The 16,030-nt window shown below is 51.0% G+C and carries 18 protein-coding genes; all 18 read right to left on the bottom strand.

The genetic code is table 11. The features are described 5' to 3' along the window. Positions 1–2: 2 nt before the first annotated feature. The 18 genes from atpD to murQ all read right to left on the bottom strand — a co-directional run bounded on the left by atpD (position 3) and on the right by murQ (position 16,030). Positions 3–1,394, bottom strand: a complete 1,392-nt coding sequence (gene atpD, locus H8S75_RS24465; protein WP_055659131.1) for a F0F1 ATP synthase subunit beta — start codon at positions 1,392–1,394, stop codon at positions 3–5. A 64-nt stretch (positions 1,395–1,458) separates the two neighbouring features. Then, positions 1,459–2,313, bottom strand: coding sequence for an ATP synthase F1 subunit gamma (atpG, locus tag H8S75_RS24460; protein WP_002605124.1), 855 nt, complete (start codon positions 2,311–2,313; stop codon positions 1,459–1,461). 16 nt (positions 2,314–2,329) lie between these two features. Continuing rightward, positions 2,330–3,832, bottom strand: a complete 1,503-nt coding sequence (atpA, locus tag H8S75_RS24455) for a F0F1 ATP synthase subunit alpha (RefSeq protein WP_117633036.1) — start codon at positions 3,830–3,832, stop codon at positions 2,330–2,332. A gap of 34 nt (positions 3,833–3,866) precedes the next feature. Next, positions 3,867–4,415 carry an ATP synthase F1 subunit delta gene (gene atpH / locus H8S75_RS24450; protein ID WP_002605126.1) on the bottom strand — a complete coding sequence of 183 codons (549 nt, stop codon included), beginning with the start codon at positions 4,413–4,415 and terminating at the stop codon, positions 3,867–3,869. After that, the gene (atpF, locus tag H8S75_RS24445; protein ID WP_002605127.1) at positions 4,403–4,918 is read right to left on the bottom strand and encodes a F0F1 ATP synthase subunit B; all 516 of its coding nucleotides are present in this window, start codon (positions 4,916–4,918) and stop codon (positions 4,403–4,405) included. The genes atpH and atpF overlap by 13 nt, the downstream gene beginning before the upstream one ends. Positions 4,919–4,961: 43 nt before the next feature. Further along, a complete protein-coding gene (atpE, locus tag H8S75_RS24440) occupies positions 4,962–5,219 on the bottom strand; it encodes an ATP synthase F0 subunit C (protein WP_002605128.1) in 258 nt (85 codons plus the stop codon). Positions 5,220–5,290: 71 nt separating this feature from the next. Further along, the gene (gene atpB / locus H8S75_RS24435; RefSeq protein WP_055659136.1) at positions 5,291–5,992 is read right to left on the bottom strand and encodes a F0F1 ATP synthase subunit A; all 702 of its coding nucleotides are present in this window, start codon (positions 5,990–5,992) and stop codon (positions 5,291–5,293) included. A gap of 51 nt (positions 5,993–6,043) precedes the next feature. Then, positions 6,044–6,445, bottom strand: coding sequence for an ATP synthase subunit I (locus H8S75_RS24430; RefSeq protein WP_002605130.1), 402 nt, complete (start codon positions 6,443–6,445; stop codon positions 6,044–6,046). A gap of 20 nt (positions 6,446–6,465) precedes the next feature. Further along, positions 6,466–6,801: an AtpZ/AtpI family protein gene (locus H8S75_RS24425; protein WP_055659138.1), complete on the bottom strand. Its 336-nt coding sequence runs from the start codon at positions 6,799–6,801 to the stop codon at positions 6,466–6,468. A 223-nt stretch (positions 6,802–7,024) separates the two neighbouring features. Then, positions 7,025–8,002, bottom strand: coding sequence for a hypothetical protein (locus tag H8S75_RS24420; protein ID WP_187023767.1), 978 nt, complete (start codon positions 8,000–8,002; stop codon positions 7,025–7,027). Continuing rightward, a complete protein-coding gene (locus tag H8S75_RS24415) occupies positions 8,002–9,390 on the bottom strand; it encodes a radical SAM protein (protein ID WP_187023766.1) in 1,389 nt (462 codons plus the stop codon). The genes H8S75_RS24420 and H8S75_RS24415 overlap by 1 nt, the downstream gene beginning before the upstream one ends. 200 nt (positions 9,391–9,590) lie before the next feature. After that, positions 9,591–9,911 (bottom strand): thioredoxin, encoded by a 321-nt coding sequence (trxA, locus tag H8S75_RS24410; RefSeq protein ID WP_002605134.1) that lies wholly within the window; start codon positions 9,909–9,911, stop codon positions 9,591–9,593. A 14-nt stretch (positions 9,912–9,925) separates the two neighbouring features. Next, on the bottom strand, positions 9,926–11,329 hold the full coding sequence (locus H8S75_RS24405) for a redoxin family protein (RefSeq protein ID WP_187023765.1): 1,404 nt from the start codon (positions 11,327–11,329) through the stop codon (positions 9,926–9,928). A gap of 406 nt (positions 11,330–11,735) precedes the next feature. Beyond that, positions 11,736–11,954 carry a helix-turn-helix domain-containing protein gene (locus tag H8S75_RS24400; protein WP_025530931.1) on the bottom strand — a complete coding sequence of 73 codons (219 nt, stop codon included), beginning with the start codon at positions 11,952–11,954 and terminating at the stop codon, positions 11,736–11,738. A 10-nt stretch (positions 11,955–11,964) separates the two neighbouring features. Then, positions 11,965–12,411 (bottom strand): DUF2975 domain-containing protein, encoded by a 447-nt coding sequence (locus H8S75_RS24395; RefSeq protein WP_187023764.1) that lies wholly within the window; start codon positions 12,409–12,411, stop codon positions 11,965–11,967. Between the two features lie 160 nt (positions 12,412–12,571). Continuing rightward, positions 12,572–13,642 (bottom strand): MupG family TIM beta-alpha barrel fold protein, encoded by a 1,071-nt coding sequence (locus tag H8S75_RS24390; RefSeq protein ID WP_187023763.1) that lies wholly within the window; start codon positions 13,640–13,642, stop codon positions 12,572–12,574. A 4-nt stretch (positions 13,643–13,646) separates the two neighbouring features. Then, positions 13,647–15,086: a PTS transporter subunit EIIC gene (locus H8S75_RS24385; RefSeq protein WP_055659146.1), complete on the bottom strand. Its 1,440-nt coding sequence runs from the start codon at positions 15,084–15,086 to the stop codon at positions 13,647–13,649. Positions 15,087–15,139: 53 nt separating this feature from the next. After that, entirely contained in the window at positions 15,140–16,030 is an 891-nt protein-coding gene (gene murQ / locus H8S75_RS24380; protein ID WP_187023762.1) for an N-acetylmuramic acid 6-phosphate etherase, read from the bottom strand.

Raw genomic sequence — 16,030 nt, 5'->3', positions numbered from 1 at the left:
CCCTATTTCACACGGGCAAGAACATCATCCATACTACCTGCATTTAAGAAATAGCTTTCAGGAATATCGTCATGTTTGCCTTCCAGAATCTCCTTGAAGCCCTGAATCGTATCAGCAAGCGGAACGTAACGGCCTTCCAGACCGGTAAACTGTCCTGCCACGAAGAACGGCTGGGATAAGAATCTCTGAATCTTTCTCGCACGGGAAACGGTAAGCTTATCCTCTTCTGAAAGCTCATCCATACCCAGCATGGCGATGATATCCTGTAACTCTTTATACTTCTGAAGTACTTCCTGCACGCCGCGGGCTACCTTGTAGTGTTCTTCACCCACGATACGCGGGTCTAAGATACGGGAGGTGGACTCCAGCGGATCTACAGCCGGATAGATACCAAGCTCTACGATCGCACGGCTTAAAACGGTGGTCGCATCCAGATGGGCAAATGTGTTTGCCGGAGCCGGGTCAGTCAAGTCATCGGCCGGCACGTAAACAGCCTGTACGGATGTGATGGAACCGTTCTTTGTCGATGTAATACGCTCCTGGAGAGCGCCCATCTCCGTCTGCAGGGTCGGCTGGTATCCAACCGCGGATGGCATACGGCCAAGCAGAGCGGAAACCTCGGAACCTGCCTGTGTGAAACGGAAGATGTTGTCGATGAACAGAAGGACGTCTTTTCCTGCCTGGTCACGGAAATACTCTGCCATGGTCAGTCCGGTCAGTCCGACTCTCATACGGGCTCCCGGCGGCTCGTTCATCTGTCCGAACACCATGGTCGTCTTATTGATAACGCCTGATTCCTGCATCTCATAGTATAAATCGTTGCCCTCACGGGTACGTTCACCAACGCCGGTGAATACGGAATATCCGCCGTGCTCTGTGGCGATGTTACGAATCAGCTCCTGAATTAATACGGTTTTACCTACACCGGCGCCGCCGAACAGACCGATCTTACCGCCCTTCTGATAGGGGCAGAGAAGATCGACTACCTTGATACCTGTCTCCAGAATCTCGGTCTCTGTGGACTGCTCTTCAAATGTAGGAGCCGGCCTGTGGATCGGTAAGTACTCTTTCACTACCGGCTTTGGTTTATTATCGATGGGATCACCCAGTACGTTAAAGATACGTCCCAGGGTTTCTTCACCGACCGGTATCGTGATCGGTGCACCCGTTGCGACGGCTTCCATACCACGCACCAGTCCATCGGTCGAACCCATGGCGATACATCTTACGGTATCATCGCCAAGGTGCTGGGATACTTCCACAACCAGGCGGTTTCCGTTTTTCATCGTGATGTCGATCGCATCATTGATGCTCGGAAGCCTGCCCTGGCTGAACTTGATATCCAGTACGGCACCGATGATCTGGGTGATCTTACCAATATTTTGTTCTGCCATCTTGTTTCTCCTTTATTTTATAATGAAGTCCGGTTCGCCTTCGCGCTCCCCGAACCCGCTATACCTATGATATCGCATTGGCACCTGCAATGATCTCAGTAAGCTCCTGCGTAATGGAGCCCTGTCTTGCACGGTTGTATGCCAAACCAAGTTCTTCAATCATCTCTTCCGCGTTATTCGTCGCAGAATCCATGGCTGTCATTCGAGCGCCGTTCTCACTTGCCACAGCCTCTAAAAGCGCGCCATAAATCAAGCTGCTCATATATTTCGGAATGATGGAATCCAGCACCTGATCTTCATTCGGTTCGTAGTTCATGAGCACCAGGTCCGTCTTTTCACTGTCTTTGCCGGCTTCCACGGGAAGCAGCTTTTTCAGCGTCGGAATATGGGTCACCGTATTTTTGAATGAAGTGTAGGCCAGATAGATTTCACCGATCTGGTTCTGACCAAACGCATCCAGAAGTTCCGCAGTCACATCCGCCGCGTCGCGGTAGATCGGCTCATTGATAACCTCGGAATAGTCCTCGGCGATCGCATAGCCTTTTCTCACAAAGGAATCCTTTCCCTTACGGCCGATTGCATAAATGACAGTATTCTCCGGAGTAAGTCCCTCCGTACCCGTTACCAGCTTGACGATGTTGTTGTTATAACCGCCCGCCAGTCCTCGGTTGGAAGTGATGGCGATTACCGCCTTCTTCTTCGAGTCTCCCGCCTTTAAATACTTGTGCTCAATACTGCCGGATTTGCGCAGCATGGAACAGATGGTATCGTACATCAGGTCGTAATACGGTTTTGATTCTTCCGCCTTCGCTCTGGACTTCTGCAGCTTCACGGTGGATACAAGCTTCATGGCTTTCGTAATCTGCTCGGTGCTTTGAATACTTTCTTTTCTATGTTTGATATCCCTCATGGATGCCATGATTCTTCACCTGCCTTTAATAAGCCTCCGCTTTACACTCGTTAATCGCCTTCGTCAGCAGTGCATCCGTCTCCTCGGTAATCTGCTTCGTCTCACGGATGGAAGCCGGGATCTGCGGATATTTGCCGTCGATAAAGCTGAATAATGCCCTTTCAAAATCAAGAATGCGGTGAGTCGGAATGTCAAGCAGCAGTTTTCTGGTTGCCGCGAAAATAATCATGACCTGATATTCTACCGGCATCGGCTGATACTGGCCCTGCTTTAACACTTCCTTGATTCTCTCGCCCTGTGCCAGCTGTTCCGTGGTCTCCTTGTCAAGCTCTGAGCCGAACTGGGCAAAGCTTGCAAGCTCGCGGTACTGAGCCAGCTCCACACGGATGGGAGCGGCAATCTTCTTCATCGCCTTGATCTGAGCCGCGCCGCCTACACGGGATACGGACAGACCTGCGTTGATAGCCGGACGGAAGCCGGAGTTGAACATCTCTGTCTCCAGATAAATCTGGCCGTCAGTAATAGAGATAACGTTTGTCGGAATATATGCGGAAACGTCACCTGCCTGAGTCTCAATAATCGGAAGAGCCGTTAAGGAGCCGCCGCCTAAAGCGTCGGATAACTTACTTGCTCTCTCTAAAAGTCTTGAATGGAGATAGAATACATCGCCCGGATATGCCTCACGTCCCGGTGGTCTCTTGAGCAGTAAGGACAGGGTACGGTAAGCCGCCGCATGTTTACTTAAGTCATCGTAAACAACCAGCACGTCCTCGCCGTTCTCCATCCACTCCTCGCCGATGGCGCATCCGGAGTATGGAGCAATATACTGAAGAGGAGCCAAGTCGGAAGCCGTGGATACCACGATGGTGGTGTAATCCATAGCGCCGTACTCCTCAAGAGTCTTAACAATGGTAGCAACCGTAGAAGCCTTCTGGCCGATGGCCACATAGATACAGTGAACGCCCTGGCCCCTCTGGTTGATGATGGTATCGATGGCAATCGCCGTCTTACCTGTCTGACGGTCGCCGATAATTAATTCACGCTGTCCTCTTCCGATGGGGATCATGGCGTCGATCGCCTTGATACCGGTCTGAAGCGGCGTGTCTACTGATTTTCTGTCAATTACGCCGTGAGCAACTCGCTCGATCTGACGGAATTTGTCTGTCTGGACCGGTCCCTTGCCATCTACCGGCTGTCCCAGCGCGTTCACCACGCGGCCGGTCATCGCATCGCCGACAGGAACTTCCACCACGCGGCCGGTCGTCTTAACGGTATCGCCCTCGCTGATGTCTCCAGCACCGAGTAAAACGGCGCCCACGTTATCCTCTTCCAGGTTGAGTACCATGCCGTAGATATCTCCCGGGAACTCTAAAAGTTCACCCTGCATGGCGTTCTCAAGACCGTGGATACGTGCAATTCCGTCCGCTACCTGAATGACTGTACCAACATCAGAGACTTCCAGCTTTGTAGAATATCTTTCAATCTGTTCCTTGATGACAGAACTGATCTCTTCTGGTCTTAAATTCATTAAGGTTTGCACCTTCCTTCTATCTTTCTATTTGTTACGATAACTGCAGTTTTGACAAGCTGCGGTGCAGCTCGTTAATCTGCGTTTTAATGCTGGAGTCCACGACGCGGTCTCCGATCCGGATAACCAGACCGCCGATTAAGGACGGGTCCACCGAATACTCCATCTCAAATTCCACGTACTCCGTGATTTCTAAAAGCCTCTGTTCGATCATGGCTTTCTGTTCACTCTTTAATTCCACGGCGCTCGCCACATGGGCCACGCCGATTTTCTTATATTCTTTGACCGTATCGATAAAATACGTGCAGATTGCAGGAATGTCCTTCTGTCTGCCCTTGTCGACAATGACTGCCAGAAAACCCATCAGATCGTCTGACACCCGGCCGGCGAAGATATTCGTTATGATACCGATCTTCTCTTCCTTCACAATCTTTGGATTATCCAGAAGTTCCGCCAGTTCCCGGTTCTCCCGCCAAATGGCAAGCAGCGCCTTCACCTCATGAAACAGGGTGTCAACACTCTGCTTTTCGATGGACTCTTCAAACAATGCATCGCCGTATACTTTTGATACTAGCTTTGCCATGTGCTCTCACCCATCTCTTTCAAAGTTTCCTCAATCAGGGCATCCGATACCGTTGTATCAATGGACGCAGCCACAACCTTGCCGGCCATGACAGAAGCGATGGATATGATCTGTTCCTTCATATCGTCAAGCGCTTTCTTTCTCTCCAGCTCTACTTCGCGGTTACCCCTCTCAATAATGCGGTTCGCTTCTTCCCTGGCTTCTGTAAGTATTTCTGCTTCGCGCTGTTTTGCTCTCTTTCTCGCATCCTCTAATATCTGTTCCGCTTCTTTATTGACGCTGGTAAGCCGTGTCTGGTACTCTTCCTTCATGGCTCTTGCAGCTTCTTTGTCATCAGCAGCGGACTTCAGTTCTCCGGCGATCTTCTGTCTTCTTCTCTCCAGGACGTCACGCACGGTGTTGAACAGCAGATAGGATAACGCGAAAAACAGGATAAAGACGTTAATGCCCGTCACAAACGCATCGAAAAGCAGCTGTGGGTCAAATCCCAATAATCGTTCCAAGGTTTCGCCTCCTCTCGCTCTCTATTCTTATCCGTTCTTCTCTTTAGCTGAATGGCTTTAAGAACATAAGGATAGCAGCGACAGCGAAACCGTAAAGACCTGTTGTCTCGGCAACGGCCTGGCCTAAAAGCATGGTAGATGTGATATCAGACTTCGCGCCCGGATTGCGGCCTACTGCTGCTGCTGCGTGTCCTGCTGCGATACCCTGTCCAATACCAGGTCCGATACCTGCGATCATCGCAAGGCCCGCACCGATTGCTGAACAACCTAAGATAAAATCCTGTCCTGAAATTCCGTTCATAGATAACTTCCTCCTGAAATCAATTTTGTATTACGCGCTCCTGCGCTTTTTGATTGTGAAAACAATCCTTGTTAATCCATCTTATCATTGACATATACCATGGTCAGCATACAGAATACATATGTCTGTATACATCCCGAGAACAGGTCACAATATACATGTAAAAATGACGGGATACCAATTTTTACAAAGATTGGCATCATGCCGTACCACAATCCCATGATTACAACGCCTGACATCATATTACCGAACAGACGAAGCGCCTGAGACAGTGGATTTGTAATCTCTCCGATCAAGTTAATCGGGAATAGGATCGGAAACGGTTTGAACATGCTCGTCAGATGACCGATTCCGTGGTTTTTAATACCCTGATACTGTGTAATGCAGAATGTGAAGATACCCAGCATAAACGTTACACCAAAGTCTCCTGTTGGTGTTCTGAGTCCAAATAAGCCGCCAATATTGCAGAACAATATGAAAATAAATATAGTTCCGATATAGTTAACGAACTTTTTCGCATTATGACCCATTGTGCCGTTTACCATGTTATCAAGCGTCTCTACTGCGAATTCCATGATATTCTGGAATGTGCCCGGTACTTCCGTCGCTTTTTTCATCTTAACATTGGTTACAATTGCGATCAGCAATATGACAATGGTCACGATACTTAAACCGATCTCAGTCGTTGTTACCCAGAGTTCCTGGCCGAATGCCTGAAACTTGAAAACGCCCTTGATCATAAAGTCCACATTATTGGCACTAGCTATGCCCATACGCTTAAGCCTCCTTTCTTACTTGATCACACCGGCTCCTGTACACGAAAATTACTCCTCTTTTTTCCCACGTGACACGATCCTGTGTATAACCGGCTGCAGATATGCACCAGCCTTGAGTCCGAGGACTCCGATTACTAGGGCAACCGCATTGACCTGATCCGGAAACCAGACCACGACGATAACCAGAACAGCAAAAAGCACGACATAACGGATGACCGAACTGATCACCGTCCTTTTCTGGACAGTCTTCGAATCTTCCGTCTTCATGGAGCGGTCCAGCACCTCCGCCATGGAAAAAAACATGGCAAGAGCCAGGACCATCCCCAGCAGGAGCCCGGCAAAAACCGACGGCTTCGGATACACAATAAGCGCAACCAGCATGGCTGCCACGGTAAAAATCACGATTCCTGATGAAACCTCAAGCACCAGATTCTTTGTTTCCTTCCCCAATTCACAAATCCTCCTGTTTTCTAAAGCTTTTCATCATCCTCATGTCTCCTTACGCGGCTCTTCTGCTTCGGCTTATGCACCGGCGGACGCGGCTCTCCCATTTGCTCCCGACGTGCCTCCTGATCCTCTTTTTTCTCTTCCTGTTCATTCATCCGAAGCGTCGTCATGGCTACCTTGTAGCCGTTCCATCCGCCTGCCAGAAATCCCAGAAACATCAGAAAGATCGTCAGGTTCGTCCCGGCATGCCGGTCAATCCAGCTGCCGGCAAGAATACAGACAAACACAGGCACCATGACGCTGAGACCCAGTTGGGTAACCATCATCATATTCCTCATTACGCTCTTTTTATGGCGCATGAATCCACCTGCTTTCTGCATTTTGCACATATACATGGTATTATACCTAAAAATTTTGATTTTGTCTATTATGTACGTAAATTTTACTGGATAATATTGGATGGTATACAAATTGCGGGTTTTTGTACATTTTTTAGTACAAAAAAGGGGAGCCGGTTTGCTATATCTTACCCCGATTCCCACTTTTTTATTCAAATTCTAAAAATTTTTTAGGCTTTTTCCGCTATTTCTCTTCTTTTTTATCTGCCGTATGATAGAAATCCTTCTTACTGCATCCGGCTCTTCCGCCTCCCGCGCAGGCGCAGGCACACGCGCAGCCCGCACAGGCACAGGCACACGCACAGCTGCCTCCCCCGCTTCGCGGCCCGTGATAGCCGTGATAGCCGCGGCCTCCGTTGTAATGGCTCTGGTCGGAATCCCCCAGGAAGCCGAATACGGCGCACAGCGCACCGAAAAACAGGACGATGGTAATGGCCCCGACGATGGGGTTGTCCCCCTCCACGCCATTGCGGTACTCCTTCCAGACAACCAGCTCCGGCCGCCGGAAACCCTCCAGGGCGCAGGTCAGCTTCATTTGTCTGCTCTCCCCTTTTTTCAGGGCCCCCTCCCACACCAGGTCTCCGTCTTCCGTCCGGTCCGCGTTATGGGTCAGGATATTCCGCCTCTGCTCCCAGGTAAACTCGTAGTGCTTCACACGCATTTCATCAAACCAGCCCGGTGTGAAATCGTAAAATGGCTCTTCCGGGTCGGCGCTGTTCTCACACAGCATGTTTCTCTGATGTACCGTAAACCAGAAGGTGGCTGTCTCCCCCTTGTAATAGGACCGGTCCAGATACAGCTCCAGCATGGGATTCTCAGAAGATTCTGACGGCTGGTAACGGATTCCACCGGCTGCTCCGCCAAACTCCTTCACCACATAGTTAGGATTCGCCATGCCCAGCTTCACCCAGCTGAGAGGTCCCTCCTTTGAATCATTTAAGACCTTCCACTCATAGCTGTATGTAATCTCCAGGCTTCCATCGTCCTGGGGCGTCACGTGAACGCGGTAGTCCGTCATCTCATCTAACGGCATACAGGCGATAATCAGATAAATGATCAGTACGGCCAGACCGATGGCCGCCAGGATCAGGGCTTTCCGGATTCTCTCTTTTTTCAGTTTTTTCTTTTCCTCTTCCTCTGCTTTTGCCCTCGATTTGGCCATTACGTTTCACCACCCTTTTCGGATTTCCCGGTTCGGAGCGGGCAGAACAGGCTTTCCTCTTCCCCCATGGCCCGGATTTTTTTGCACATCGCATGGTTCCAGATGCTTTTCCAGGAATCTTTTTTCATATCCCCCAGAACCACACCGCCCAGCCAGCTCTGACACGGAACGGCCAGCCCGTCGGGTGTCACGGCCATGTTGGACAGACAGGCGCCGCACATGGGCACCGGTATTCCCAGCCGCTTTAAGAGCTTCACCTCCGCCCGGCCGGGTGACGTAAAACCGATCTCCATCCCCGTTTCCCGGCAGATTTCCGCCGCTGCTGTCAGAATCTCTCCCATCTCCCTGACGGACAGCTGGCTGGAGACTGAGCCGCCGGAGGAGGCGTTGCCCGTCTCGATCAGCCCGGAGCAGGTGACATACCGGACCCCCAGTCCGTCTAAAAACGCCAGCGTCTTCCCATAATCCTGGTGATCCCTGCACAGCGGCGTATTCACGCTGACATTAAGTCCTGCGTTTAATGCATTCCGGATGCCTTCTGTGGTTCCGTGAAAGCCGCCTTTCCGGCCGACAAGGGAATCGTGAATCCCGCTGTCCCAGGAATAAAGCGTGATCTGTACGCTGTCCAGGCTGGCCTCGTAAAGCTCCCGGCATAAATCCGGCGTAAGCAGGATTCCATTGGTATTGAGGCGCGTCACAAACCACCGCGAGTACGCCACCAGCTCCACTAAGTCCCTGCGCAGCGTCGGTTCCCCGCCTGTAAAGGTAACCTGCGGCACACCGGCGCTTTTCAGCCTGTCGATAATTTTCTTCCATTGCTCCGTATTAAGCTCTTTTCCCTCTGCCTCCGGCTGTCCGGCGGCGTAGCAGTGGCAGCACTGTAAATTACAGTTCCAGCCTCCGTCCGCCTTCGTCATGGCGCTCACCATCAGATCCATCCGGTGGGGCGCCTTCATGTGGGGCGCATACTCCCGCAGGGACAGCGGTTCGATCTCCCCGGAGGGTTCTTCTCCGCAGGCGGCACCGTAAAGCATGGCCAGCATTTCCTCCAGATCGCCGCGCAGCTGTTCCTCAGGTACCCGGTACGACTTCCCCGTCCTCTCCACGGCCGCCGTCACGACCTTTTCCATATCTTTTTCGTCCATGGGACGGCCGTCATACCGGTTCACCTCACGGATAAAATTCCCCAGGAGAACCGCCCAGGAGTATCCCAGCGGAAGGATGTAATATCCATTTAAAATCATCGCATAAGGATTTTTTCCAAAGGGGCGATATTTCGGGGGAATGAGATGAATCCGCACCGCGCCCGGCCCTTTTGGGTTCAGAGTCGTATGTACCACGCCCTCCTTCCAGGCCCTGTATGCTGCCGCCTCCCGTTTTAACACCATGACGCCTCCTACTTTCCTGCAGCCGCCTCACTTCGGCTTTCTGTATGTATACTGAAAATTTTACCACAGCGTCTGCCGGAAATCCATATGTTTAAAAGTGCAAAAAACCGCCTGGGTAAGCACCCGGCCCGGAATCTCTTCCGAACCGGACACTCAACCGGCGGTCCATAGTCCATATTCTTAACGCAGTCCTTTTTCGGCTATCTGGCCTTTTCCACCATATCCAGAACGGCCTTCTTGCTCTGTACACCGACGCTGGTCGCTACGACCTTGCCGCCCTTGAATACAAGCAGGGTCGGGATGCTCATAACGCGGTACTGTCCGGCTAAATCCGGCTGCTCATCGACGTTCACCTTGCCAACCTTCAGTCCCGGATGATTCTCCTCCGCGATCTCATCAATAATCGGTGAAAACATCTTGCACGGTCCGCACCAGGTCGCCCAGAAATCGACGATCGCTATGTCACTGCTCTTTAATACTTCCTGATCAAAATTTTCCTGTGTAAATGTTACTACTGCCATAATATGGTTCCTCCTTATTCTGCGCTTTCTGAAAGCGCCTGCGTAATTATATTTTTCATAATGTCTTTTGTCAGCGCGCCGCTTGCATAGCCGATGACGCGTCCTTCACGGTCAATCATGAACGTGGTTGGGAATGCTGTTATATAGTATTGTAACAGAACATCACCCGTCGTGTCCATAAGTGTGGGATAAGAATATCCGTTATCCTCCATAAACTTTGTCACTTCTTCTATAGTTTTGTCATTATTGTTCGGATTATCCTTCGTTTTTGGATTTGCCACGCTTAAAATGACAAGATCCTCTGAATTCTCCCCGTATTCCTTATAAAGAGCCTCGATATCAGGCATCTCCTCGCGGCATGGCGGGCACCAGGTCGCCCAGAAATTTAAAAATACGACTTTCCCCTTATAATCCGAGAGTTTATGTTCTTCTCCGTACTGATCCACCAGAGTGAAATCGGGCGCTTCCACACGGTCCGATGTATCCGGAAGACTGCTCTCTGTCTCGCCGGCAGCCGCGCTTTCGCTATCCTGTCCGTTATCCCCGCTCTGTCCCGCGCTTTGATCCGGATTCTGTCCGTTATCAGCCGGACTCTGCGTCTCGGTCTGCGGCGCCGTCTCTCCGCTGTCAGGAGTACCGTCCCCGCCGCCGGAAGGCGCCTGTGACTCGGTTACGGTCTGGCCGCCCACGCCAAAGCTCGATAAGTATCCGGTAATTCCGTTCATCCAGCCGGTAAACATCATAACGCCCATGGCGATCATCAGCACACCGCCGGCCTTTGTCGTGTACTTCACCACATTCTGATGCTTCTTAAAGAAATCGAGCACCGATCCGGTAAACAGTCCCACTGCCAGAAACGGAATGACGAAGCCCAGCGTATAGACGCCGATCAGTAAAAATCCGGTCCCCTGGGAGGTTGCCGAGGAAGCCATCAAAAGAACGCTTGCAAGCGCAGGTCCCACACAGGGAGTCCATGCGAAGCTGAAGGTAAAGCCGAGCACTAATGCCAGGAGCGGGTTCATCGCCAGCTGATTCAGCCGGAAAGGAAGCCTGTGTTCCTGCCCCAGCACGGAGCTTCCGAACACACCCAGCTGGAATAATCCGAACAGGACGACGATAATGCCGCCGATCCGTGCGAACAGGGTTCTGTTGCTGCCAAAGAACCGGCCTGCTGCCGTAAATCCAAAGCCCAGCAGGAAAAATGCAAAGCTGACGCCGATTACGAAAAACAGCGTATTGATCATAACTTTTTTTCTCGAATACCGGACGCGTCCCTCTTCATCGACGGTCCTCGTTCCTCCTGCCAGATATCCGATGTAAAGCGGTACAAGTGGCAGCACGCAGGGTGAGAAAAAGCTTAAAAGTCCCTGAATAAATACTGTAATTGCCGGTATTCCGACTTCAACTGAAAATCCCATATCGCCTCCTGAAAGTGTTATTAACTGTAATTTTATTTGTTTCAGTTTGTACTGTTATTATAAAAGTTACAGTTAATATTGTCAAGTACTTTCGAAAAGTTTTTTAATTTATTTGTTTCCATTCACGGCCCCGTCTGCCCTGCGCTGTCCGGTCTGGCCCTGCCGGTTGACGCGGACTTTCCGGTGACTTTGCAGGGGATTAGCAATTCTTAACGCGCAGAGTTTTTCGTTCAGGGGAAACTCCACCTGTTTGAGCGGCAGCGAGTTTGGGGATTTCCCCTGGTTTTTAGAAAAATTCTGCACGTTTAGAAGTGCTTATCCCCGAAACCGGAACCGGAAAGGCCGCGTCAACCGGCAGGGCCAGACCGGACAGCGCAGGGCAGACGGAGCCGTGAGCGGCAGCGGTTTACTCGGCCGGATCATCCGGAACGTATTCCAGAATGTCTCCCGGCTGGCAGTCCAGCGCCCTGCAGATCGCCTCCAGCGTGGTAAAACGGACGGCTTTCGCCTTATTATTCTTCAGAATGGATAAGTTGGCCATGGTGATATCCACTTCGCCCGCAAGCTCCGTCAATCCCTTTTTCCTCTTTGCCATCATGACATCAAGATTTACTACAATCGCCATTCTATCCCTCCTATATTGTCAAGTCGTTTTCCAGCTTGTACTGCACCGCCTTCTCAAACACCTGGCAGAGCACAATGGAAAAGAGTCCGGCAATGGCAAACACGATGATGATGACAGCCGTCGCCGGGGTGAGTGACACCGGCAGGCGGACGATGGAGAGAAGCGCAATCATGAAACTGCATTTACCCATCTTTTTAAGCGAACCGGCATTTTCCATGACAAACGGATTATCCGTCAGGACAGTGAGAAACATCCTCCGCAGCTCCTTTATGATGAACAGTGCCATCACACCGGAAGCCATATAGATCACGCATTGAAACACATAGTATTTCCGGAAGCTCTCGATGTAATTCCCAAAAAAATAAAACAGGACCGGGATGGCCGCCGTCAGCACAATCCCGATATAAAACATGGCATCCAGCATATATTTTGTAAAACGAACCAGTTTCGTATTCATAACAGGCACTCCTTCTTTCCGTTTCCGCTGCCGTTTTTGGCGGCGGCTGTTTATGAGGAAAGTTTATCACAGGGCAGAGGGGAATTGCAACAGGTAAGAAATTATGTAATCAAAAAAATCAGGAAGAAATCCGTCAAACAAGATTTCTTCCTGATTCTCATCACTGTCCGTCAGCCGGGCAGAGATAAAATCCCATCCCTTCCCTGATATACGGAAGGTATTTTCTGTCCTTCCCGGCCACCTGTCCGATCACATTCACGCGCGGATCAGAAGGCATGTCAACCCTGCAAATTTCAAGCTCTCCCATGTACCGCAAATACGCTTCATTGGCAATACATATCTTTCCAGCCAGCCTCTGGCCGGAAAGCTCTCCCGCTGTGTCTGCCGCAATGACCCGGTCCCTGCAGTTAAAACGGGATTCCTGGGATCGGATCACATATTCACTGGAATCCGGCCGGTCATGATGGATTATGGCTCTTTCAAATTCATAACCGGGCAGTATATCCGCATGCAGGGCCACGTATCCTTTGCTCAGCGCAGCCAGCTGCGTCCATACCTCCTCCGTCACATCGTTATCGCCCACCAGAACAATATCGGAATCCGACTGGTACAGCTCCAGCATATGAAGAAGCACCTCATCCCTGGAAAACCGGTGTTCCTCCACCGTGGGAAGGCCTTCACAGAGAGGGCCGCGCAGCTCGGAATTCCCCGGAACAAATGCCATCGTGGTAAAGCCAAGGATTTTGAGCCTTTGATTCATCTCCTTTACACGGTCAAGTGACAAACCGGTATATGGTTTCGGGTAGTAATTGTGGCAGGCGGCAAAGCGGGTAAAATCTGCCCCTGCCGCCGCCCAGTTCTGAATATCTTCCTGTGAAATCGTAGAGGCATTGAAAACGATATGAAATTTTTCCGAAAGCGCGACCGTTTCCTCTGCCGTAAATCCAAAGTCGAGACGGATATAGGTAATCCCCAGTGACAGCAGTTCATCGAAGGAGGCGCAGCCCAGCTTTTCTAAAGTAACCGGGCTGACATCGACAATCAGATTGATGCCTGCATCTCTGCACTGCTCCAAAAGCTTTCTGGCATCTCTTCTATAATCGATGCCCGTCTCCTCCGGGATATGCATGGAGGTAAACGCGTATTTGATGCCGGCTTTCCGGGCTTTCCTGATTATCGCCTCGTTCTTTTCCACGCCATTGCTGAAATAGAGTGATATTCCTGTTTTCATAAATTTATTCCCCATAGACTTCGTTGATCCGCTTCTCATCCACACCAAAGAACCAGGTCAGAATGAAACCTCCGGCGTAAGCCGCAGCCATAGCGATAATATATGGAATCTGCTGTCCCGGCTTTACGATCAGCAGGCCGAACAGCCCCGATACCCCCTGGGATACGGTTCCCAAATGAAACAGTGCGGAGAGAACACCGCCGACACCGGCGCCTAAACAGGCGGTAATAAAGGACTTACCAAGCGGAAGCGTTACTGCATACATGAGCGGCTCGCCCACGCCCAGGATACCTACCGGGATCGAATCGCGGATATAGCCTTTCAGCTTTTTGTTCTTTGTCTTAAAGTAGAGAGCCAGACCTGCGCCTACCTGTCCGCCGCCCGCCATCATCAGGATGGGAAGAAGATAGTTGATGCCCTGCGTTGCGCCGGCGGGGTCATTTAACATGGCATGGATCGGCGTCAGCGCCTGATGAAGCCCGACTGCAACCAGCGGAAGGAAGCCTGCCGAGAGGATATATCCGCCCACAACACCGAGTTTTTCATATACAAATGTCAGCACAGTATAAATACCAGATGTCAGAGCTGCGCCGACCGGCTGTATGATCAGAAGGATCACAAGGCCGCCGATGATTAATACGAGCAGAGGACTGATAAACGTATCGATCAGATCAGGCATAATCTTACGGATGTGTTTCTCTAAGAATGCGAAAAATACGCCTGCGATCAGAGCGGCAAGCATACCGCCTGCTGCCGGGTTGAACACATTACCGGTGATTGGCAGAAGAATCTGCGCGTCGTTATATTTAGCTAAAAGCGGCATCGCAGTATTGGCGATACACATAGCGCCCGCAATTCCTCCCAGAGATGCGGAACCGCCGAATTCTCTTGCGGCGTTGTAGCCGACCAGAATTGGCAAATAGGCAAACAGAGCCCAGCCCATGGTGCGGATGCATTCATACCACCAGATTCCGCTGAGCGCGCCGCCTGTGGAAACATTAACAACATTGCTGATTCCGTTGATTAAACCCGCTGCGATGATGCCCGGAAGAAGCGCTACGAAAATATTGGCAATCTTCTTCAAAAAGTTCTGGAGCGGTTTATCGTATTTGGCCTTCTGCGCGGCTTTGTTTTCCTTAGCCAGGTCCTCCACGTTTCCGCCGGCGGAAGCCGGGGCGTCTGAGACTGCACCCTTGGGCAGCCCTGTCAGCTTGGAGAACTCCTCCAGCGCCTTATTAACCTTTCCCGGCCCCAGGATAATCTGAAGCGTTTCCGATTCCACGACGCCGAGCACGCCTTCCACTTTTTTAATTGCTTCAATATCTACAATGCTTAAATCTCTCACGCTGATACGCAGACGGGTCATGCACGCGGCATTGCCCAGAATATTGTCTTTTCCGCCAAGCAGCGAGAGGAGCTTTTCACTCAATTCCCTGTAGTTCATATAGTCCCTCCTGTTTCAAAGATCAGACGTTCTGTCCGATTGTCAATTATGTGTTATAAAGCATTCCTTACATGACCGCCGGCCGCATCCAGATGCGTCTTCGCTTCCTTCGCATCGCAGCCCAGCAGGATCATGACTATGGCCGTTTTAACATGACCGTCAGCCTCTGAAAGAGCGGCTTTCGCCTCTTCTCTCGTACAGTCCGTGGCAGCCATGGTGATATTTTGAGCCCTTACGACCAGCTTCTCGTTGGTCTGCTGAACGTCCACCATGAGATTCTGATATACCTTTCCGAATCCCACCATACTGCCGGTTGATATCATATTCAGAATCATTTTCTGGGCAGTACCGGCCTTCAGTCTTGTAGAACCGGTCAGAACTTCCGGGCCTGTTACCGGCTCGATAGCAAGCTTCGCGGCCCTTCCTACTTCTGACTGCCGGTTGCATGCGATTGCGACCGTTTTGCATCCGATGGAATCAGCGTATGCGAGACCATGGATCACATAGGGAGTCCTTCCGCTTGCGGCGAGACCGATCACGATGTCATTTTTGTTGAGAGCCAAATCCCTTAACTCCTGTACACCCAGGGTCTCACTGTCCTCCGCGCCTTCCACCGCCTTTAGGAACGCCCCTTCACCGCCGGCAATCAGACCAACTACCAGATCGGGAGACACTCCAAAGGTGGGCGGGCACTCAACGGCATCCAGAACTCCCAGCCTGCCGCTGGTTCCTGCTCCCATGTAAATGATTCTTCCGCCGCGATTTAAGCTTTCGGTCGCCCATTCGATCGCTGTTGCGATCTCCGGGATAACCTCTTTTACGGCTATGACGACATTGCCGTCTTCCTCATTCATCACGGCCGCCAGTTCAGCAGGAGTCATCTGATCTAAATTCATGGTTTTATCATTTCTTGTCTCTGTTGTCAGCTTTGTCAAATCAAGCAT

Source organism: Hungatella hominis (assembly GCF_014288005.1).
GTDB classification, from domain to species: Bacteria; Bacillota; Clostridia; order Lachnospirales; family Lachnospiraceae; genus Hungatella; species Hungatella effluvii.
The sequence above is the reverse complement of the archived record's forward strand: the minus strand, read 5'-3'. Positions and strand labels throughout refer to the sequence as shown.